Origin of the sequence: Streptomyces zhaozhouensis (genome assembly GCF_900230195.1) — a bacterium.
GTDB classification, from domain to species: Bacteria; Actinomycetota; Actinomycetes; order Streptomycetales; family Streptomycetaceae; genus Streptomyces; species Streptomyces zhaozhouensis.
On the sequence record NZ_OCNE01000006.1, the window covers coordinates 119,639 to 139,078 of the forward strand.

The following is a 19,440-nucleotide window of genomic DNA, read 5'->3' on the forward strand; positions in this document are numbered from 1 at the left end:
TGTAGGCAAGGCCCAGGTCAGCGTCCTGGGCCTTACTTTTTGCGCCTCCGTGCGCCCGGCCTCCCCGGTGCCGTCGGTCACCCGTTGCTCGCGTCGACTTCTCTGAGTAGTGTTTCGTCCGCTTTGGGGAAAGCGGCTTGGGGGGGATCATGGCGCGGCCGTCTGACTGGTCACCGGTGGACATGGACCGCGATCCGACGCCGGGGGATCCGGACGAGGTCCGGGAGCTGGCGGATGAGTTGGAGGAGTTCGCCGACGATGTCGGTGAGGCGCTCGGCAAGATCCGGGGCATGGCGGGCGAACGGGCCATGCTGGAGTGGGCGGGGCTGTCCGCGGACGCCTTCCGGCGGGAGTTCGACGGTGTTCCGGACAACCTGACGAAGCTGGAGGACAGTTACTCCCTTTGTAGCCAGGCCCTGCACACCTACTGGCCCAAACTCCAAACCGCCCAGGGCATGGCCGACCGTGCCCTGGACCGCGCCGTCACCGCCCAGGCCGACCTCGCCTCCGCCCAGACCGCGCTCGGCGACGCCACCGACTGGGTCGGCCGCGCCGGCGACGAAGCCGAACGCCTCCAACGGGAGGGGGAGCAGGAGAACGTCGAACCACCCGACGAGGCCGACGTCCGCGCCGCCACCCGCGACCAGCAGGCCGCCGAAGCCGCCGCCGGCGCCGCCCAGAGCCGGGTCGACGACGCCGAGGAACGCCTGACCGCGGCCCGCCAACTCGCCCTGGACGCGCAGGAGATGCGCGAGGAAGCCGCACGCCAGTGCGCCCGCGACATCGACGAGGCGAGCGACGCCGGTATCCAGAACCGGCGGTGGTGGGAGAAGGCCATCAAATGGGCCACCGACAACTGGGACACCCTCGTCGAGATCTGCAAGGTCATCGTCGCCGTCCTCGGCATCGTCGTCCTCATCATCGGCGGGCCCCTCGCCTGGGTCGTCCTCGCCGCCGCGATCGTCGTCCTCGCCGACACCCTCATCAAATACGCCAGAGGAGAAGCCGGACTCCTCGACGTCGCCTTCGCGGCACTCGACTGCATCCCCGGCATGAAAGGACTCACCACCCTCGGCGGCCTCGCCCGAGGACTACGCGGGGCCGCGAGCACAGGACTGCGAGGGCTGCGGCAGGGAGTGCGAGGGCTCGGGCGGGGCATTCGCCGCATGGGCCGGGGCGGCGACAACCTGGTCTGCCGCACCGATCCGATCGACATGGCCACCGGCGAGATGGTCATGTCCGAGACAGACATCGAGTTGCCCGGCGTCCTCCCGTTGGTCATCCGTCGGCATCATCGCACCAGCCTCCGCGAAGGGACTTGGTTCGGCCCCTCCTGGACATCGACCCTCGACCAGCGCCTGGTCCTCGACGAGGCTGGTCTGCGGTTCATCACCGCCGACGGCATGATCCTCGACTACCCCCGCCCCGCCCCCGACGAGCCAGTGCAGCCGGTAGAGGGCCCACGCTGGGGCCTTTCCTGGGACGGCGATCCCGGGACGCCACTTACGGTCCATCAGCCCGAGACGGGCCATACCCTGCACTTCGCGCCCGTCCCCGGCCGCCGCGGTGGCGAACTCCCCCTCACCGCCATCACCGACCGCAATGACAACCACATCGCCATCCACTACGACGGGCAGGGTGCGCCCACAGATGTCGTCCACCACGGCGGGTACCACATCGGGATCACCACCGCCAACGGTCGCATCACCCACCTCCACCTACTCAACGATCCCGAACGGCCGATCCTGCGCTGCTACGCCTACGACGGGCGCGGCAACCTCTTCAAGATCCACAACTCGTCGGAGCTCCCTCTCGTACTTTCCTACGACGACGAGCGGCGCATCACCGGCTGGGAGGACCGCAACGGCACCTGGTACCGCTACACCTACGACGGCAGCGGTCGTTGCGTCCGCACGGAGGGTATCGATGGTTTCCTCAGCAGCCGCATCGCCTACGACGAGGCCAGCTATCGGACCCTCTTCACCGACTCCCTCGGCAACACCACCGTCTACCAGTTCAACGACAGCTACCAACTCCTCACTGAGACCGACCCCCTTGGCCACCGCACCCACCGCACCCACGACCGCTACGACCGTCTGCTGACGATGACCGACCCCTTGGGTCGCACCAGCGAGTTCACGTACGACGGCGATGGCAATCTGATCCGGATCCGACGCGCTGACGGCAACCAGGCCACCGCCGAGTACAACGACAAGCGGCAGCCCGTCCTCATCGTCGAGCCCGGCGGTCAGCGTTGGGAACAGGGCTACGACGAACGCGGGAACCTGGTCGCCGTCAGCGACCCCCTCGGGAACACCACGGCCTACACCTACAGCGGCCACGGCCATCTGCTCCGTGCGACTGACCCGTTGGGCGGCGTGCGACATCTGGAGAGCAACGCGGCGGGGCTGCCGACCGCAGTCACCGAGTCAGACGGTTCCATAACCCGCTGCACTCGGGACCCGTTCGGGCGCGTGGCCGAGACGATCGATCCGACGGGTGGTGTCACCCGAGTCACGTGGTCGGTGGAGGGCAAGCCTCTGCGCAGAAACCTGCCCGACGGCAGTGCTGACTCCTGGGCATACGACGCCGAAAGCCACCTCATCGCGTACACCGACCCAGCTGGCGGCGTGACCGCCTACCGATGGGGACCTTTTGACCTGCCCGCCTCTCGGGTCGGTCCGGACGGCGCACGCACCGAGTACGCCCACGACACCGAAGGCAACAGGACCTCGGTCACCAACCCGCTGGGTCTCGTGTGGACCTACGCTCACGACGCTTGCGGTCGAGTGGTCAGCGAGACCGACTTCAACGGCCGCACGATCCGTTACCGCTACGACGCTGCCGGGCGACTCTCTGAGCAAACCAACGGCGCTGGCCAGACCACATACTTCACCCGTGACGCCCTCGGCGAGATCGTGACGCGGCGCGCCGGCGACGCTGTCACCGTCTTCGAACGCGACCGGCTCAGCCGCATCGTTCACGCCAGCAACGCGGACGCCGTACTGACTCTCGAACGTGATCCGCTCGGTCGCGTCATCGCTGAGACCTGCAACGGTCAAACGATGGTTGCCGAGTACGACACGCTGGGTCGGCGAACGTCCCGGCGTACACCGTCGGGGACGGTCAGCCGGTGGCGGTACGACGAGGCGCACCGCCCGCTCACTGTGGACATCGCCGGCCGTATCATCGGTTTCACCCACGACGCGGCAGGCCGCGAGATCGAGCGTGGTCTTGTCGGAGCCGTCAGCCTCACCCAGGAGTGGGATGCCGTGGGCCGGCTCACCGCCCAGACTCTCACCGGGTCGAGCGCCGGCAGAGGCGGAGAACCACAGTCAATTCAGCGGCGGGATTACGCCTACCGGGCCGATGGCTACATGACAGCGATCACGGACCGGATGTCGGGTGAACGCCGCTTCACCCTGGACGCGGCGGGCCGCATCACAGGCGTCGACTCCGGGGAACGGCTGGAGTCCTACAGCTACGACGCCGTGGGAAACGTGATCGACGCCACCTGGCGCGGGGAGGACCAAGCCGCGCTGGGCGAACGCGTCTACGCCGGTACGCTGGTCCGACGTGCCGGCCGTACTCGATACGAACACGACGCACAGGGCCGGGTGATCCGACGATCTCGGAAGCTGCTGTCTGGAGGCACGAGGGACTGGCGGTATGTCTGGGACGCGGACGATCGGCTCGTGGCCGTGGAGACGCCCGGCGGCAGTATGTGGCGCTATCTCTACGACCCGCTTGGCCGTCGAATCGCCAAGCTGCGAGTAGCCAGTGATGGCAGCGTGGAGGAACAGACGAATTTCGTCTGGGATGGCACGCGCGTCATCGAGCAGTCGCACAACGGGCACACCACAACCTGGGAGTGGGAGCCGGGTTCCGACCGTCCCGTGGCGCAACTGGACAAAGTTGACCTTGATGAGCGTTTCTACGCCATCGTCACCGACCTCGTCGGGACTCCCACTGAACTCGTGGACGACGCCGGGCGCGTCCTCCCCCAGAGGAACACAACCGTGTGGGGCGTCACCACTGGCAACGCTCCGGGTGATGCGGACTGTCCTCTGCGCTTTCCAGGCCAATACCACGACTCCGAGACCGGCCTGAACTACAACCATCACCGTTACTACGCACCCGAGACAGCCCGCTACCAGTCACCGGATCCACTTGGGCTGTTCCCGGCGCTCGACCACCACGCGTACGTCCACAACCCGTTCTTGTGGACGGACCCACTCGGCCTGTCCGGCTGCGACGAGTACTTCTCCATCTACCGCACCCCCAGGCGTGATGACCTGGCCGACGAACTGGCAAACGGGCCCGACCCGGCGAACTTCCCACCCGTCACGCGCCAGTCCGGCGCGTATTTCGGAGAGCGAAGCGTGGCAGCCGAGTACCAGGGGCGACGTGGATATGCAGATGGGATGGTTCGCTACGATATGGACCCGGCCTTCGTCAACGAGTTCATGGACTGTATGCATCGCTACGACTGGGCTGGACCGAACGGTACCCCGCGCATCGAGTGGGCCATTCCGGCCGATCGATTGGCCCGGTTCAACGAGCTCACCGGCGGGCGGCGGACATTTATTCCGATGTGAGGGGCGCAAAAGAGAAATGGTTTCTGTTCATGAGGAGTTCGAGGCGGTCGTCACCGAGATCGCTCCCTGGGGCGTACTCGTTCAGCTCGACGGCGACATCGCCGGACTCATTGACAATCTGAAACTCCCGGCATGGCTCCACGACAAACCACTCCCCGAGATCGGCAGTACCATGCGTGTCGTGGTCCTGGACGACGCCCGAGACCCCGTCCGTGTCAGCGCACTCGCGGCGGACATGGAAATCGCTCGTGGGCTTCGTGGGCATCGCGCCTGAGAGCGCGTTTTGAGATCTGGAGTGCCTTGTCTGGGGCTTGGTCGTTGAGCGGTGTGTGAGTGTTGCCGGGGGGCTACCCGTCGGCCTGCTGCTGGCCATCCACGTCGTCTCCGCTAGCGTCCAAGACAGCGACGGGGCCAGGAGTCCACTGCTGTGGACGCGTCTGGACCACCCATCGGTGCGCCTGATCTGGGCAGACGCCGGCTTCGCCGGACGTCTGGTGGAGTGGACCAACCAGATCCTGTGCCGCACGCTTGAGATTTTCCGTAAGTCGCCTGACCAGCGTGGTTTCGCTGTCCAGCCCCGGCGCTGGGTGGTCGAGCGGACGTTCAGCTGGATCTCCATGCGCCGCCGGCTGGCCAGCGACTACGAAACCAACCCAGCACACTCCGCCACCATGATCCGCCGGGCGATGACCGACGTGATACTCCGCCGACTCACCCGTGGTCAATCCACGACCCGACCCGGACGGCGACCCCTGCGACACACCTCATAACCGAATTGCAAACGCGCTCTGAGACTGCCAGCCAAGGACAATGCAGTCGGAACTCGCGGAACCGCACAAGCGGCGTGGCGGAGCGAGCTCGGAAAGCCATGTCACCGCAAAGACCCGGGCCTTGCGCCCGAGCCGATCCGGCGCCTTCGGTGGCCAACACCACCCTCCTGAACCACGCCGGAGATGTTGGCGCAAGCGTTACCCCCACCGAGTTCACTGAGTGTTTCCCCGCGCCCCGTCGCCGTACGAGTGCCGACGTGGTCGCGCGACCCGGCGGGCTCGGCGGAAGGCCGAGCCCGCCACGTCGGCTCCGTGCCGGAGCCGGAGTCGTGTCGCGCCGTCAGCGCCGCAGTGTCAGCAGGCCCGGACGGTAGGGGAGGAGGCCGTAGTCGCCGCCGGAGTTGGGGCTGCACCCCTGGTAGAGCAACTGCAGATTGCAGGGGTCGACGGTCATGGTCTGATCGGGGCTCGTGCGAAGCAGTTCGCCGTGGCTGATGTCGTTGGTCCAGGTGACGCCGCTGTTGGCCTTGCCGGCGAAGGGGTTGTTCTCGGTCACGGCCTGGGGCGTCCACGAGCCGTTCAGACTGGTGGCCGTGAACGAGCGGAAGTAGCGGCCCTGCGAGCCGATCGCCTCGACGATCATGAGGTAGCGGTTCTCGCCCTGAAGCTTGTAGACCTGCGGGGCTTCGAACAGGTTGTTCTGCGTATCGCTCATGATCACGGTCGACGTCGAACCGAAGCTGCTCGGGAAGTTTCCGATCGGCATACTGGCCCGGTAGATCCTGCCGTTGTCACCGGCGAAGAACAGGTACATGTTCGTGTCGTCGGCGATGAGCGTCTGGTCGATGGGGCCGGTCGGGGAGTCGGAGATGCTTCCGGAGAAGAGCTCCTGCTCGGCTGACCAGCCGTTCGGGTTGGTGGGGTCGCTCGAGGTCCGGTAGGAGAACGAGGTCCTGCCCCATTGGTAGGCGAGCACCCAGATGTCCTTCGGCGCGAAGTAGAAGAGCGTGGGCGCGACGGTGGAAGCTGACATCGCGTTCTGGCTGGCCGAGGCCATCTGCGACCAGTCGCCGAACAGGCCGAAGTTCATCGAACCCCAGCGCGTCCCCGTGTCGTGCGTCGTCGCGTAGACGAGGTGCTGGCCGTTGTGGGGGACGACGGTGAAGTCCTTGAGCGAGACCCAGCCCGGCCTGGGCTCCGCCAGCGCGCCCGTTGATGTCCAGCGGTATGTCGATGGCAGAGCGCACGGGCCGGGGTCGCCCTCGCCGACCTTGACGAGCCGCCACTGCTGATTGGCGCCGTCCCAGTCGTCGTACTGGACGATGTTCGCGCTGTCGGCGGTGGAGGCGCCTTGCACTTCGAGGGCCTTGTCGCTGTGGCGCGAGATGAACCTCACGTAGCCGTCAGAGCTGTCGGCCAGCCGCCACTGCTGGTTGGTGCCGTTCAGGTCGGCCCACTGGACGATCGAGCCGCCGTTCTCGGTGGACCAGTTGTGAACGTCCAGGACCTTGCCGGAGTGGCGCGACTTGATGCGGTAGTAACCGTTGCCGGAGTCGACGAACTGCCACTGCTGCTGGGCCTGATCGTTTCTGGTCCACTGGGTGATGCGGGCGCCGTCGCCGGTCGCCTGGTTGTAGACGTCAAGTGCCTTGCCGCTGTTGCGGTTGACCAGCACATACGAGGCGTCGGGGTCGATGGTCGCCGCGCTGGCGGGCTGGGCGCCGAGGAAGGTGGCCACGAGCAGTAAGGGCGCGAGGATGGTGAGCATACGTCTCAGGCGGAGCGGGGACGGACGGCGAAGCCACATGGGAGGCATCCCTTTCTGGGGTCGGGGGTGAGGTGACCCCGATGAACCGGAACGGCCGCCCCGGGGGTCAGGGACGGGAGAGGTGCGCAAGCGGCCGCGTATGCCGAGGAGTTGGTGCGCCGGGCGCTCAGCCGGAGCACTTCGCCGTGGGCGGAGACGAGATATCTCCAGCCTTCGGCCGTTCCGGCTGACGACCGGTTGTGAGGGCTACCGCCGGGGGGCCGTCACGCCAGCGGATCCACTGGGCGTCCGGTGGGGATTGGCCATGGAGACCTCCGGGGCGGGAAGCATCAAGCATCGAAAACTTACGAAACTTCATGGACTCCTTGGCGCCACAAGCTAGGAACGTAGGGCCTCTCGGTCAAGACCTGTCACCTATCTGTCCATAAACAGCCCCTCTCCTTCGGACTTGAGGGAACACGTCCGACCCTGGCCGGTACTCGACCTCGCGCGACCGGCCGGCACGTGGACCCAGCGGCACCAGGGGCCGCCCGACCTTGCCTACCTGCTGTTTCGATCCCTTCGTCGGGGCCCGCGCCAACGGCCCCCACCGACGGCGGCACGGCGGGTCCGGCGGTCCCCGTCGAACGCGCCAGGCTTCCGGAAACTCTCGGTCCAGACCCGAAATATTTTTCGCGAGGAGGATTGACGGCCCCCCGTCGATCCCGCAATCTCACTGTCTGAGAAGGCAGTTGCCGTGCGCACTTCGAACAGTCGGCCCCGAGCGATCTGTGGTGCACGGCAGAGCCGCGCACCACGGCACCGCGCCACCCCGTTTCCGATCCGGTGAGGTCCACGCCCGCGCGTCCTGGCTCTTCGCACAGGTGGAGAGGTAGGCGACGACGCGTGGCGGTCCGCCGGTTGAGCCGCCATGGAGCACCCCATGCCTCTGTCGAAACCCCGCGACGGCCCCGCGTCCGGTAAGCGCGGCCGTGGTGGTCCCGCGTCCGGTACGCGCGGCCGTGGTCGTCCACCACGGCCTGGCGTCGGCGTCGCTCATCGCCCCCGCCGAATCCGCTGCCCTTCGGCGCGCCCGCGGTGTCCGGTGATCCCGTAATGCCCGGGTCCCGGCCCGCCTCCTCCGCCTGCCGCGTGGAGGCGGACGACGACTCCGCCGCGCTTCAGCCCTTCCGTGACGTCTACCCAGGAGGCACAGTCATGGGCTCGTATGCCATATCCCCACCCACCGCCCGCCGAAAGTTCCGCGGACTGCTGACAGCGCTGGTCGTCGGCGTCCTCGGGGTGGTCGGTGCACTGGTCAACCCGCCGAGCGCACACGCCGCCGAGAGCACGCTCGGCGCCGCGGCGGCGCAGAGCGATCGTTACTTCGGCGTCGCCATCGCCTCGGGCAGGTTGGGCGACTCGGTGTACACGAGTATCGCGAACCGCGAGTTCAACTCGGTGACGGCCGAGAACGAGATGAAGATCGACGCCACCCAACCCCAGCGGGGACAGTTCAACTTCACCGCCGGTGACCGCGTCTACAACTGGGCGGTGCAGAACGGCAAGCAGGTGCGCGGCCACACCCTGGCCTGGCACTCCCAGCAGCCCGGCTGGATGCAGAGCCTCGGCGGCGGCGAGCTGCGCCAGGCGATGATCGACCACATCAACGGCGTGATGGCCCACTACCGCGGCAAGATCGTCGAGTGGGACGTCGTGAACGAGGCCTTCGAGGACGGCGGTTCGGGAGCCCGGCGCGACTCCAACCTGCAGCGCACCGGCAACGACTGGATCGAGGTCGCCTTCCGCACCGCGCGCGCCGCCGACCCGGCCGCCAAGCTCTGCTACAACGACTACAACGTCGAGAACTGGAACGCGGCCAAAACCCAGGCCATGTACGCCATGGTCCGGGACTTCAAGGAGCGCGGCGTGCCGATCGACTGTGTCGGCTTCCAGTCGCACTTCAACGAGGGCAACCCCTACAACAGCAACTTCCGCACCACCCTGCAGAATTTCGCCGCGCTCGGCGTCGACGTGTCCGTCACCGAGCTCGACATCCAGGGCGCCTCGCCCACGACCTTCGCCAACGTGACCAACGACTGCCTGGCGGTCGCGCGCTGCGTCGGCGTCACCGTCTGGGGGGTGCGCGACAGCGACTCCTGGCGATCGCACCACACGCCGCTGCTCTTCAACAACGACGGCAGCAAGAAGCCCGCCTACGACGCCGTCCTCAACGCGCTCAACGGCGGCACGTCCACGCCCCCCACGGGTGGGCAGATCAGGGGCGGCGGTGCGGAGCGGTGCCTGGACGTGCCCGACTCCAGCACCACCGACGGCACCCAGGTTCATCTGTGGGACTGCCACGGCGGCACCAACCAGCAGTGGACGCACACCGCCGACGGCGAGTTCAGGATCTACGGCGACAAGTGCCTGGACGCCGGCGGTACCGGCAACGGCACCAGAGTCCAGATCTACAGCTGCTGGGGCGGCGACAACCAGAAATGGCGCGTGAACTCCGACGGCTCCATCGTCGGCGTCCAGTCCGGCCTCTGCCTCGACGCCACAGGCTCCGGCAACGGCGCCCTGCTCCAGCTCTACTCCTGCTGGAACGGCAGCAACCAGCGCTGGACCGTCACCTGATAAGGCCTGTCGCTGACCGCGGAGCGAGTCGATGAAGACCCATGGTGCGGCTCGCTCCGCCCGCCCCCACGGAACCCGACGGCGGTCCCGGTTCACCGCCGTGCTGACGGCGGTCCTGTCCTCGCGACTGGCCTGCTCACCTCGGTGATCACCACGCCCGCCCAGGGGCTGTCGGCGTCCGCCGAGGCCGCGGCGGTGGACACAGACGCCTGGTACGTCCTGGTCAATCGCAACAGCGACAAGGCACTGGACGCCGCGGACGCCTCGACCGCCGACGGCGCCGCGCCGCGGCAGTGGACGCGCCACGACGGGGCCAACCGGCGGTTCAGCCTGGCCGACTCCGACGCGGACCACGTCCGGCTGGTCAACCGCGGCAGCGGCAAGGCCGTAGAGGTGCGGGACGCCTCGACCGCCGACGGCGGCAGCGTCATCCAGTACGCCGACTGGGGCGGCACCAACCAGCAATGGCGAACGATCAAGCTGTCGTCCGGTGGCGACGGCGGATGCGGCAGCGCACCGGGGCTGACGAACGGCACGCACACGATGCAGAGCAGCGGCACGAGCCGCAGCTTCAACCTCAGAGTCCCTGACAACTACGACGACAACCACCCCTACCGGCTGATCTTCGCCTTCCACTGGCGAGGCGGAACCGCCCAGGACGTCGCCTCCGGCGGAACGAGCGGGACCGCCTGGTCCTACTACGGCCAGCAGGAATAGTCGAACAACACCGCGATCCTCGTCGCCCCCCAGGGTCTCGACAACGGCTGGGCCAACGCGGGCGGTGAGGACGTCACCTTCGTCGACGACATGATCCGGCGCATCGAGGCAGGCCTCTGCGTCAACCAGGCACAGCGTTTCGCCACGGGCTTCAGCTGGGGTGGCGGCATGAGCTAAGCACTCGCCTGCGCCCGGGCGAACGACTTCAGGGCCGTCGCGGTCATCGCCGGCGCCCAGATCAGCGGGTGCAGCGGCGGCAACCAGCCCATCGCCTACTTCGGAATCCACGGCATCAGCGACTCCGTCCTCAACGTCGCGCAAGGACGGTCCCTGCGCGACAGGTTCGTCAGCAACAACGGCTGCGCTTCGACCTGGACCCGGTCGGTCGGGTCATTTCCGTCACCACACCGCGCTGGACGGAGCGGTACGCGTATGACGAGTGGGGAAACCAGGCATCGGCCCACTGGCAGGGCGGAGAAGAGAGCCAAGAGAGCTCAGCCTGGGGCGAACGCTCACTCACAGGCAGCCGCGTCGACCGCGCCGGCGCGTTCCGCTACGAGTACGACCGGGCTGGCCGCACGGTGCTGCGCCAGAAGTCTCGCTTGTCGAAGAAACCCGCCACCTGGTGCTACGAGTGGGACGCCGAGGACCGGCTGAGCTCGGTCGTGACACCAGACGGCGCCCGATGGCGCTATGTGTACGACGCCCTCGGACGACGCGTGGAGAAACGACGTGTGGACGCCCGGGGAGAAGTCGTCGACGGAACGACCTTCACCTGGCAGGGCACCACCCTGGTGGAACAGGTCAGCCTGTGCCCAGACAAGTCGGCCCTCGCAGTACTCACCTGGGAATACGACGGAGTCCGGCCACTCAGCCAGACGGAACGGCTGGTGGGTGACGGGGAAGCGACGCAGCGGGATTACGACCACCGCTTCTACGCGATCGTCACCGACCTGGCCGGTGCCCCCACCCATCTCGTAGACGAGGAAGGGGATATCGCCTGGGAGGCGACGACAACACTCTGGGGGGAGGCCAGACCCTCCCCATCGAACCGGGCGAGTACCCCGCTGCGGTTTCCCGGCCAGTACGCCGACCCGGAGACGGGTTGGCACTACAACTTCCATCGCCACTACGACCCCGCCCTCGGACGCTTCACCTCGCCTGACCCGCTGGGCCTCGCCCCAGCAGGGAACCCCGTCACCTACCCCCACAACCCACACATCTGGTCCGACCCGCACGGGCTCAGCCCGTGCCACCTCTTCCGTGGAACTACGCGCGGCTACGCGGGAAGCTCCGGAACACAGCGTGTGGGCATCACACCGACAAGCAGCGACCCCGGTGTGGCCACGATCTTCGCGACGCATTCAGCGCAGTACGGTGACGACGTGGTACAGATCATCCCGACATCGGCCCTGGACGGGGTGCCCACCCACGCCGGGTACATTCGAGCGGAAGCCGAGGTGGCCGTAGAGCTTCCGGCATCGGAGCTGGCCCAACGCGCGACGATCGAGATCCCCTCGGCCACGGCCCGGGAGATCCTGGGCGACATGGGGATCGACGTCCCACGCAATGTCCCTCTGGACCAGCTCAGTTCCGTTCTGGAGAACACCCCCAAACTTTCCACCGACCAGATCAACCAATTCGTAGCGGAGGCCGCAAGACGTGCCTAGTCCCGTAGAACTCGCCGTCGAGCACGTGGAGAGCACCCAGGAGGGCAGCGCGGTGTGTGTGGTGCGCTGCCTCTCCGGAGTCGTCGAACCTGGGACCCTCGTCCTGGCCGGCACGGACGCTGAGGCTCCGGCCCAGGACGGCACACTTCGCATCGACTGGATCAAGCGGTACGAGCGCATGGTCGATATCCTTGACCCGCCGCACAACGCCAAGGTGCAGCTTTCGGGTCCCACTGTCTCCTACGTGCGCCACGGGACGCGCTTGCGTTCCACAGCCCCACACTGACGACCAGGGAGCCGGGGACCGGGACTACGGGCGTCACCGTGGACGGACCCGACATCAGACAGGCCGACGGCAGTGTCCTGGCATCGTGCCCGATGCGTGGCCTGCAGGGTCGGTACCGATCGGTGGCTGGGGGCACATCGGCAAACGCTCATTCAGCCAATGGGACGGCGCCCGAGACCCCGTCCGTGTCAGCGCACTCGCGTTCGAGGACCCGGTCAGCAGGGAGCGACCACCGTCGCGGAGGGACGGGGCTCCGGGTTGGAGCCTCTCGTGACGCGCCGGGCTACTGGCCGAGTTCGTAGTCGAACCAGATGCGGTGAGTGCCGTCCGCGTCGACGGCGATCCCGCCGGTCCCCGTGATTCCAGCCAACGCGCCCGTGCCGCTGGTCGGCACGATGGCAAAGAACTCGTTCTCTCTCCCCTCTCCCAGGGTCGTCGCGGAGTGCGCGAAGTTGAAGGCGCCCGCCCGGCCATGGAGCGTGCCTTCGAAGGACTCCATCGCGAGATACGTCCCCGTCCCGGCGGACTGCTCGAACGCCGCGGTGAACAAGGTGGCGGAGCGGCCGGCGACCTCGCCTTCGTACCGCTTCTCCATCGTGGCGACATCAACGGGCAGTGCCGTCTCGATCGCGGGGCTCGGCACCGGTGCCGGGGCGAAATCCGCGACGTGGAACGTTCCTGAGGCTCGCATGTCGGCATCGTATGCGGCACCACTGACACCGCCGCTGCACAGTCCGCCGTGCTCCGAGGCCGAGACGCTGTACTCCCCCGCAATGCCAGGGAAGGAGAGATGGTCCGCGAGTTGCCGCCCGGCTTCGACTACCCGCCGTCCCTGACGAAGTGTGGCTCGCCGGCGCCGGACTGGTCGGTGCCTGCAAGCAGACGAGTCGCTCGCGCTCCGACATCAGCTACCAGCACGAGCGCCGCGGCGGCAGGGGGTCACGACCGCGCGCGGGCGCACCCTGTCGAGTGCGCGCCCCGCGCCGCCTAGCATCTGCCGGTATGGAGCTTGCGTCCGCCTCCGCCCGTGTCGCGGCCGGTGTCGTGGGGCCGCTGGTCAGGAAGTTGTTCGTGCGGGACGGGGTCGGGGCGGGGGTGGTGGATCGCCCGGTGCGGATCGCTTCTCTGGTCTCGTTTCGGGGGGAGCGGCGGGAGCTTTCGGAGAAGGAGTTGCGGAAGCTGGCCGGCGCGTTGGTGCGGCGTTTCCTCGAGGCGGGTGGGCCGCACGAGGCGCCAGATGGGGAGGGGCGTCGGGAGTTGGTCGAGGCGTTGGTGCGGTGTCTGCACAGCCTCGGGGATCTCGACATGGACGACGTGCAGGCCGTGGCGCTCGGGCACCGGGAGTTGGCGCGGCGGTTGCGGCGGCCGGTGGATGTGTCGGCCGAGGTGGAGGCGCGGTTGGACGCTCTGTTGGAGATCTGCTGTCTGCACGTGCTGAATTTCTTCAGCCAGCGGTCGACCTTCGTTTCCCGCACATTGATCGAGCAGACCCGGCGCATTGACGGTCTGGTCGCGGCCGTTGACCTGCTGGCCGCTCGTGTTCCGCGCCGAGCGGCGGAGGACGTGCGGTTCGAGACGCGCTACGCCGACCACGTGGTGCGTGCGCACGGCCGGTTGAGTATCCCGGCGGCCGATGTCTCGACGGGGTTCCGGGTGCCTTTGGACAGCGCCTATGTGTCGTTGGAGGCGACGGTTCTGCCGGACGGACCGACCGCGGCGGAACGGGTGTTGGCGGGGGACGGGCGGGTGTTGTTGCGCGGCGCTGCGGGCGCCGGGAAGAGCACGCTGGCGCAGTGGGTGGCGGTGGCGACGGCGCGGCAGAGTCTCGACGAGACTCCCGGGCATCTCCTCGGACGGGTGCCTTTCGTTCTCCCGCTGCGACGAGTCGTGCGGGAGGGGCGGTTTCCGCTTCCGGAGGACTTTCTGCGCCGGGTGGGAAGCGCGGTCGCCGGCGGGCAGCCGGACGGGTGGGTGGACCGGGTGCTCGGCGCGGGGCGCGGGGTGTTGCTGGTCGACGGTGTGGACGAGCTCGGGGAGGACGAGCGGGCGGAGGCACGTCGTTGGGTGGACGACCTGGTCGGGGAGTTCCCGGGGAATCTGTGGCTGGTGACCGCGCGCCCTTCGGCGGTGCCCGAGGGCTGGCTGGCCGAGCAGGGTTTCGCCGAGGCGTCGTTGTCACCGATGGGGCGCGGGGAGGTCGCGCGTTTCGTCCGCCGTTGGCACGGTGCCGTCGACGCCGGGCGTGCGGGAGGGCACGAGGAGCGCGCGGAGTCACTGGTGACCGCGGTCGGGGCGAACGGTGGACTGGCGCGGCTGGCGACGAATCCGTTGCTGTGCGGTCTGTTGTGCGCGTGGCACCGGGAGGGGAGCGGGGCGCTGCTGCCGAGCGGGCGGGGGGAACTCTTCGAGGCCGCCCTCCACACGCTGTGGAAACGCCGGGAGGGCGGTCCGGGGGGCACGGGCGAGACGTCGATGCGGCTGTTGGAACGGCTGGCGTACTGGATGATCCGCAACGGGGTGGCGGAGGTGGGGCGCCCGGACGCGCTGCGCCAGGTCGAACGGGCGCTGCTCGCCCTGCCGGGGCGCGCCTCCGTCGCGGCGGAGGAGGCGTGGGACGCCCTGGTGGAACGGTCCGGTGTGCTGCGCGCGTCGGCGGGGGGTTCCGTCGAGTTCACGCACGGCACGTTCCGGGATTTCCTGGGTGCGAAGGCTCTTGTCGAGGAGGGGGACTTCCCGCTGCTGCTGAGCATCGCCCGGGAGGTCCGCGGGGAGGACGTCGTGCGGATGGCGGTGGCACGGGGGCGTCCGGAGGAAGCGGCGCGGATTCTCGACGGGTTGGTCGCGGGCGGCACCGTGCGCGGCGCGCTGCTGGCCGCGGCGTGTCTGGACCACGCCGGGCGCGTCGACCCCGGGGTGCGGGCTCGGGTCGTGGCGCGGGTCTCCGAGCTGGTTCCGCCGCGGGACTGGGCCGCGGCGCGGCAGTTGGCGGACGGGGGCGGGGGCGTGGTGCTGGAGCTGCTGCCGGGGCCGGAGTCGTGCGGCGAACGGGAGGCACCGTTCGTGGTCGCGGCGGCGGGGCGCACGGGTGACGACGCGGCGCTCCCGCTGCTGGCGCGCTACCGCACGCACCCGAGTCTGGAGGTCCGCCGTCAACTCGTCTGGTGCTGGCACCGGTTCGACACCGAGCGGTACGCCGAGGAGGTGCTGCGGCACGTGGACGAGCGGGGGGTCTACTTCACCGTTCATCGTCCCGAGCATCTGCGGGCGTTGCGCGCGCTGGGCGGGCGCAGCCGGGTGCACGTCGCCTTCGACTGCGACCCGGGCGAGTTGGTGGAGCTCGTCGACGGGGAGCGCCTGACCCATCTGTGGCTCCGGGAGGGCCTCCGGGCGCGGAGCGGCGCGGGGGGTGCCGGGGGCGCGGGGGGCGCCGCGTGGCTGGCGGCCCTGCCGGCGCTGCGCGTGCTCGTCCTTCCTGAGGGAGCTGAGGGCTCGGTGCCCTCGCTGCCGCCCGGCGTCGACGTGCGGTTCGCGCGCAGAGGCGAGGTCGTCTTCTGAGGCGGCGCGCCTCGGCGTTCACCAGGAGCCGCCCCCTCCCCCGCCGTCCCCGCCGCCGACGCCTCCGCTGTCGCCGCCGCCGCTGTATCCCGAGGAGCCGGAGCCCGAGGAGCCGGAGGAGGAGCCCGAGGTGAGGGCGGAGCCCGAGGAGGACGGCGTGGTCGCGGCGGCGACGGCCGCCAGCGGGAGGTGGGCGGCCAGCAGCGGCCGGTGCGTGGCGTCGTCCACGGGCAGGCGGGTCCCGGCGCGGGAGCCGCGGCGCCCGGCCCTCGTCGCGGCGGCCGTCCAGGTCCCGCCCGCGCCGAGGGCCACCGCCCAGGCCGCGGTCCGGTCGGCGGGTACCGGGTCCTCGGTCTCGGCCAGGTGGCGTCGGTAGGACTCGGTCTCGCACCACAGTCGGGAACCGCGCGCGGTGAGCGCCCGCAGCTCCCAGGCGCGCACCAGGGCCGCGAGCCCCGCGCCGGCCAGGGCGGCGCCCAGCGCCAGCGGTGTCCGCCAGCCCGCGCCCGGGTCCGCGACATCCGTGGCCGCGAACGCCACCGCGACCGTGCCGACGGCGGCGGCGACCGCGCCGGCCCGGCGGGCCGCCCGGCGGCGGCGCTCGCCGGCCGGCTCCCACAGCCCCTCCCCGCCGCTGCGCCGCCACTCCTCCAGCCGCTCGCGGAGCAGCTTCCAGGCGTTGGCGAACGCCCTGTTGTACTGGCCGAGCGGGACGCGCGGCTTGCGGGCGAACACGGTCTCCAGGAACTCCGGGGTCAACGGGTCGGCGCGCTCCGGGGGAAGGGCCTCCACGGGGAGGGCGTCGATCGGGGCGCTCTCGGCGGGGCTCGCGCCCCGGGCCGGCTCCGCGCCGTCGGCGGAGGCCGCGCCGTCGGCGCCCGTCGGCTCCTCGCCGACCCGGTGCAGCACCGGGCGTCTGCCGCCGCTGACCGTCAGGTGGCCGTGCGCCGCCGCCGTCAGCAGCCACGCCGCCAGGTGCTCGTCGCGCACCCGGTCGGCGAGCAGGATGCCGGCACGCGCCGGGTCGATGTCCGCCGGCGGCTCGTCCCGGGGGGTGACCGAGGCCGCGAGCCGGGCGACGTCCGTCCGCCGGCTGCCGCCGTCCGGCCGGCCGACCCGCGCCCGCCCGGCCCACCGCACCGACTCGGCGACCAGCGCCGTCGCGAGCATCGCCGCCAGCGTGGCCCACAGCCACCCGGCCGCCGCGCCGTCCCCGCGCTCGACGGCGTCCGCGGCGCCGCCGGGCGGCCGCGGCAGCGGCGCCGCGCCGTCCGGCTCCGGCGCGCCTATCTCGGCGTAGAGCGTCAGCCCCTCGCCCGCGTCCAGACCGTCCCGCACGACCGTCAACTGTCCCGGCGCGGACTGCCGTTGGCCGCCGCAGTCGTCCCCCGAACCCGCGCCGCCCGCCGCGCAGACCGGCGACCGCAGGGCGAACGGGCTGGTCAGATGCACGTCTATGCGGTCGATCGGCACCTCCCACCCGGCGCCGACGGCGTCCCACGCCAGCCACTGCTCGTCCCCGAGGCTCGGGAGCGTGTAGTCGATCCGGTACCGGTGGGCTCCGGTCACCGTCGTGTCGGGGTCGCCGATCACGACGCGCGTGAAGGGCTCGGTCTCCTCCTCGACGCGGAACGGCACGGGCTCGCCGTCGGCCGTCACGGAGACGTCGCTCACCTCGCCCGCGTCCGTCCCCGGGATGTCGCGCAGGATGCCGTGTCGCCGCTCGCCGCCGAAGTCGTAGTCGACGACCTCGGTGATCCGGGCCGTGCCGTCCTCCGCCAGCTCAGCGCCGACCCACATCCGGGGCACGCGCTCCCCGGGACCCGACCCCAACAGCGCGCCGAACAGCCCGACCAGTCCGACCACCAACGCGCCCGCCAGCAGCCACCCCGCGTCGCGCCGCCGCCGCGCCGTCACCGACCCCGCACGCATCCCCTGGCCCCCGTATCGCCTCACTCCGACTGGAAAGGAGACTAACGGCCATGTCTGACAACGGGGAGGTTCCGCCGTCGGCCGCCCCGGCCCAGGGCGCCGGAGCCGAAGTGCGGAGCCAGGAGCTCGGAGGCAGGAGCCCGGAGGCAGGCCCTAGCTGGCCGCGGCGCCCAACCCCGCCTCCCGCAGGATCCGTTCCACCGTCGCCGCGAAGCCGCTCGTCTCCGGGACGACGGACTCGACCCCGCTCGGCAGCAGGTCGAGTGGCCGGTACCAGTCGCGCATCTCGGCCTCCCCGTACTCCGCCGCCTGCGGCTTGCCGGCGTGGCGGCGCAGCGTCTCCTCGAAGGAGACGTCGAGGTAGTAGTGGTGTGTGCGCCCCCGGTGGTCCCGGCGCAGCGCTTCGAGCATGGGCCCGTAGTGGGCGGCGTACAGGATGCCCTCGACGACCACGTGGTATCCGTGCTCCAGCGCGTAGCGGGCGACCGTGTCGATCAGGCCGATGTTCGCGCCGTCGGCGACGTCCCGCTCGCGCAGCACGACGCGCCGCAGGTTGTCCTGCCCGACCAGCGCCATGCCGCGCCCGTGGCGGCGTCTGACCTCGGCGGCGACGGTCGACTTGCCGGAGGCCGAGTTCCCCCGGAGCACGACCAGCCGGGTCGCCGCCGAGCCGACCCCCCTCCCACCCGTCACCGCGCGCGAGCCCGGAACAGGTCGCGCAGCAGGGCGATTTCGGCCATATGGTGGATGAACTCCAGGTTCGCGCCCCCCAGCACGCTGGCGTAGGTGTCGTCCGCGTCGGAGGCGTAGGGATAGCGGGAGAAGCCAACCGTGTCGAGCTGCTCCCCGGTGAGGGTGGCGACACTGTCGCGCCAGCGGCCGATCGTCTCCCAGAAGCGCGCCAGCGCCAGTTCGGCGGAGGGCGTGAAGTCGACCAGCGTCTTCGGTTCCCGTCGCCGGCCGAACGCCCAGTCCCAGCCGCCCTCGAAGTGGAAGTGCAGATGCCCCAGCCGCCAGGCGATCGTCGTCACGGGCGTCGGCTCGGGCTCGGGGTTCCCCGGATGCGCCAGCACCTCCTCGACCCGCTCGACACCGACGCTCCAGTCCTCGGCGATCTTCGCGACGGTCATGCCGCCGGCGGCCTGCCGCGCGACCTCGGCGTACTCGCTCGGCGGGATGTCCGGCGCGCCCTGGTCGAGCACCCACTCCCCCGGCCCGAACGCCCGCGGCGTCCTCGCCTCGGCCCGACGCCGGACGGACCAGCAGCCGGGCACCGGCTCCCACAGGTACTCCTCGTCGCCGAGCCCGGTCAGCCGGACCCGCGCCATCTCGCTCGCCTGGTCGAACTGTTCCAGAAGCAACCCCAGTCGGGTGTCCCGCGCGCCCGTGGTCTCCACAACGGCCCCTGCCTTCCCGTCTCCACGCCCCCGCGCCCCGCCGAGGGCCGGGGCGCCCCATCCGCCCCAGCGTGTTCCGCCCCAGCGTGGCCGACGACCGGGGGCGGCGCGAGTCTTTATATCTCTGT

General features: G+C 69.9%; 12 protein-coding genes and 1 pseudogene. 8 read left to right on the forward strand and 5 right to left on the reverse strand.

The features are described 5' to 3' along the window. Positions 1–137 precede the first annotated feature (137 nt). Genes CRP51_RS11535 through CRP51_RS28460 form a run of 3 tightly spaced genes read left to right on the forward strand, consistent with a single transcriptional unit; the run spans position 138 to position 5,368 of the window. A complete protein-coding gene (locus tag CRP51_RS11535) occupies positions 138–4,598 on the forward strand; it encodes a DUF6531 domain-containing protein (protein ID WP_097231004.1) in 4,461 nt (1,486 codons plus the stop codon). A 16-nt stretch (positions 4,599–4,614) separates the two neighbouring features. Then, the gene (locus tag CRP51_RS11540; protein WP_097231005.1) at positions 4,615–4,872 is read left to right on the forward strand and encodes a S1 domain-containing protein; all 258 of its coding nucleotides are present in this window, start codon (positions 4,615–4,617) and stop codon (positions 4,870–4,872) included. Between the two features lie 55 nt (positions 4,873–4,927). Next, positions 4,928–5,368, forward strand: a complete 441-nt coding sequence (locus CRP51_RS28460; protein ID WP_141514579.1) for a transposase — start codon at positions 4,928–4,930, stop codon at positions 5,366–5,368. Between the two features lie 340 nt (positions 5,369–5,708). Here CRP51_RS28460 and CRP51_RS11550 read toward each other — a convergent pair whose 3' ends face one another. Beyond that, positions 5,709–7,136 carry a non-reducing end alpha-L-arabinofuranosidase family hydrolase gene (locus CRP51_RS11550; RefSeq protein WP_439333154.1) on the reverse strand — a complete coding sequence of 476 codons (1,428 nt, stop codon included), beginning with the start codon at positions 7,134–7,136 and terminating at the stop codon, positions 5,709–5,711. A gap of 1,197 nt (positions 7,137–8,333) precedes the next feature. Here CRP51_RS11550 and CRP51_RS11555 point away from each other — a divergent pair. The 4 genes and pseudogenes from CRP51_RS11555 (at position 8,334) to CRP51_RS11570 (ending at position 12,428) form a co-directional block, all read left to right on the forward strand. Continuing rightward, positions 8,334–9,755 carry an endo-1,4-beta-xylanase gene (locus CRP51_RS11555; protein WP_097231008.1) on the forward strand — a complete coding sequence of 474 codons (1,422 nt, stop codon included), beginning with the start codon at positions 8,334–8,336 and terminating at the stop codon, positions 9,753–9,755. A gap of 132 nt (positions 9,756–9,887) precedes the next feature. Then, positions 9,888–10,841: pseudogene (locus CRP51_RS11560) on the forward strand (RICIN domain-containing protein); the annotation flags it as partial. Between the two features lie 23 nt (positions 10,842–10,864). Then, positions 10,865–12,142 carry an RHS repeat domain-containing protein gene (locus CRP51_RS11565; protein ID WP_500691297.1) on the forward strand — a complete coding sequence of 426 codons (1,278 nt, stop codon included), beginning with the start codon at positions 10,865–10,867 and terminating at the stop codon, positions 12,140–12,142. After that, positions 12,135–12,428 (forward strand): hypothetical protein, encoded by a 294-nt coding sequence (locus CRP51_RS11570; protein WP_097231009.1) that lies wholly within the window; start codon positions 12,135–12,137, stop codon positions 12,426–12,428. Before CRP51_RS11565 ends, CRP51_RS11570 begins: the two co-directional genes overlap by 8 nt. Positions 12,429–12,711: 283 nt before the next feature. Here CRP51_RS11570 and CRP51_RS11575 read toward each other — a convergent pair whose 3' ends face one another. Next, positions 12,712–13,119, reverse strand: coding sequence for a DUF3224 domain-containing protein (locus CRP51_RS11575; protein ID WP_097231010.1), 408 nt, complete (start codon positions 13,117–13,119; stop codon positions 12,712–12,714). A 311-nt stretch (positions 13,120–13,430) separates the two neighbouring features. On the opposite strand from CRP51_RS11575, the gene CRP51_RS11580 reads away from it, so the two are divergent. Further along, positions 13,431–15,983, forward strand: a complete 2,553-nt coding sequence (locus CRP51_RS11580; RefSeq protein WP_097231011.1) for an NACHT domain-containing protein — start codon at positions 13,431–13,433, stop codon at positions 15,981–15,983. An 18-nt stretch (positions 15,984–16,001) separates the two neighbouring features. On the opposite strand, the gene CRP51_RS11585 is transcribed toward CRP51_RS11580, so the two are convergent. The 3 genes from CRP51_RS11585 to CRP51_RS11595 form a co-directional block, all read right to left on the reverse strand. Further along, entirely contained in the window at positions 16,002–17,915 is a 1,914-nt protein-coding gene (locus CRP51_RS11585) for a DUF2207 domain-containing protein (protein ID WP_097231012.1), read from the reverse strand. 153 nt (positions 17,916–18,068) lie between these two features. Then, positions 18,069–18,608: a kinase gene (locus tag CRP51_RS11590; protein ID WP_097231013.1), complete on the reverse strand. Its 540-nt coding sequence runs from the start codon at positions 18,606–18,608 to the stop codon at positions 18,069–18,071. Next, complete coding sequence (locus CRP51_RS11595) at positions 18,605–19,312, reverse strand: DinB family protein (RefSeq protein WP_170970517.1); 708 nt, start codon at positions 19,310–19,312, stop codon at positions 18,605–18,607. Before CRP51_RS11595 ends, CRP51_RS11590 begins: the two co-directional genes overlap by 4 nt. Positions 19,313–19,440: the final 128 nt, after the last annotated feature.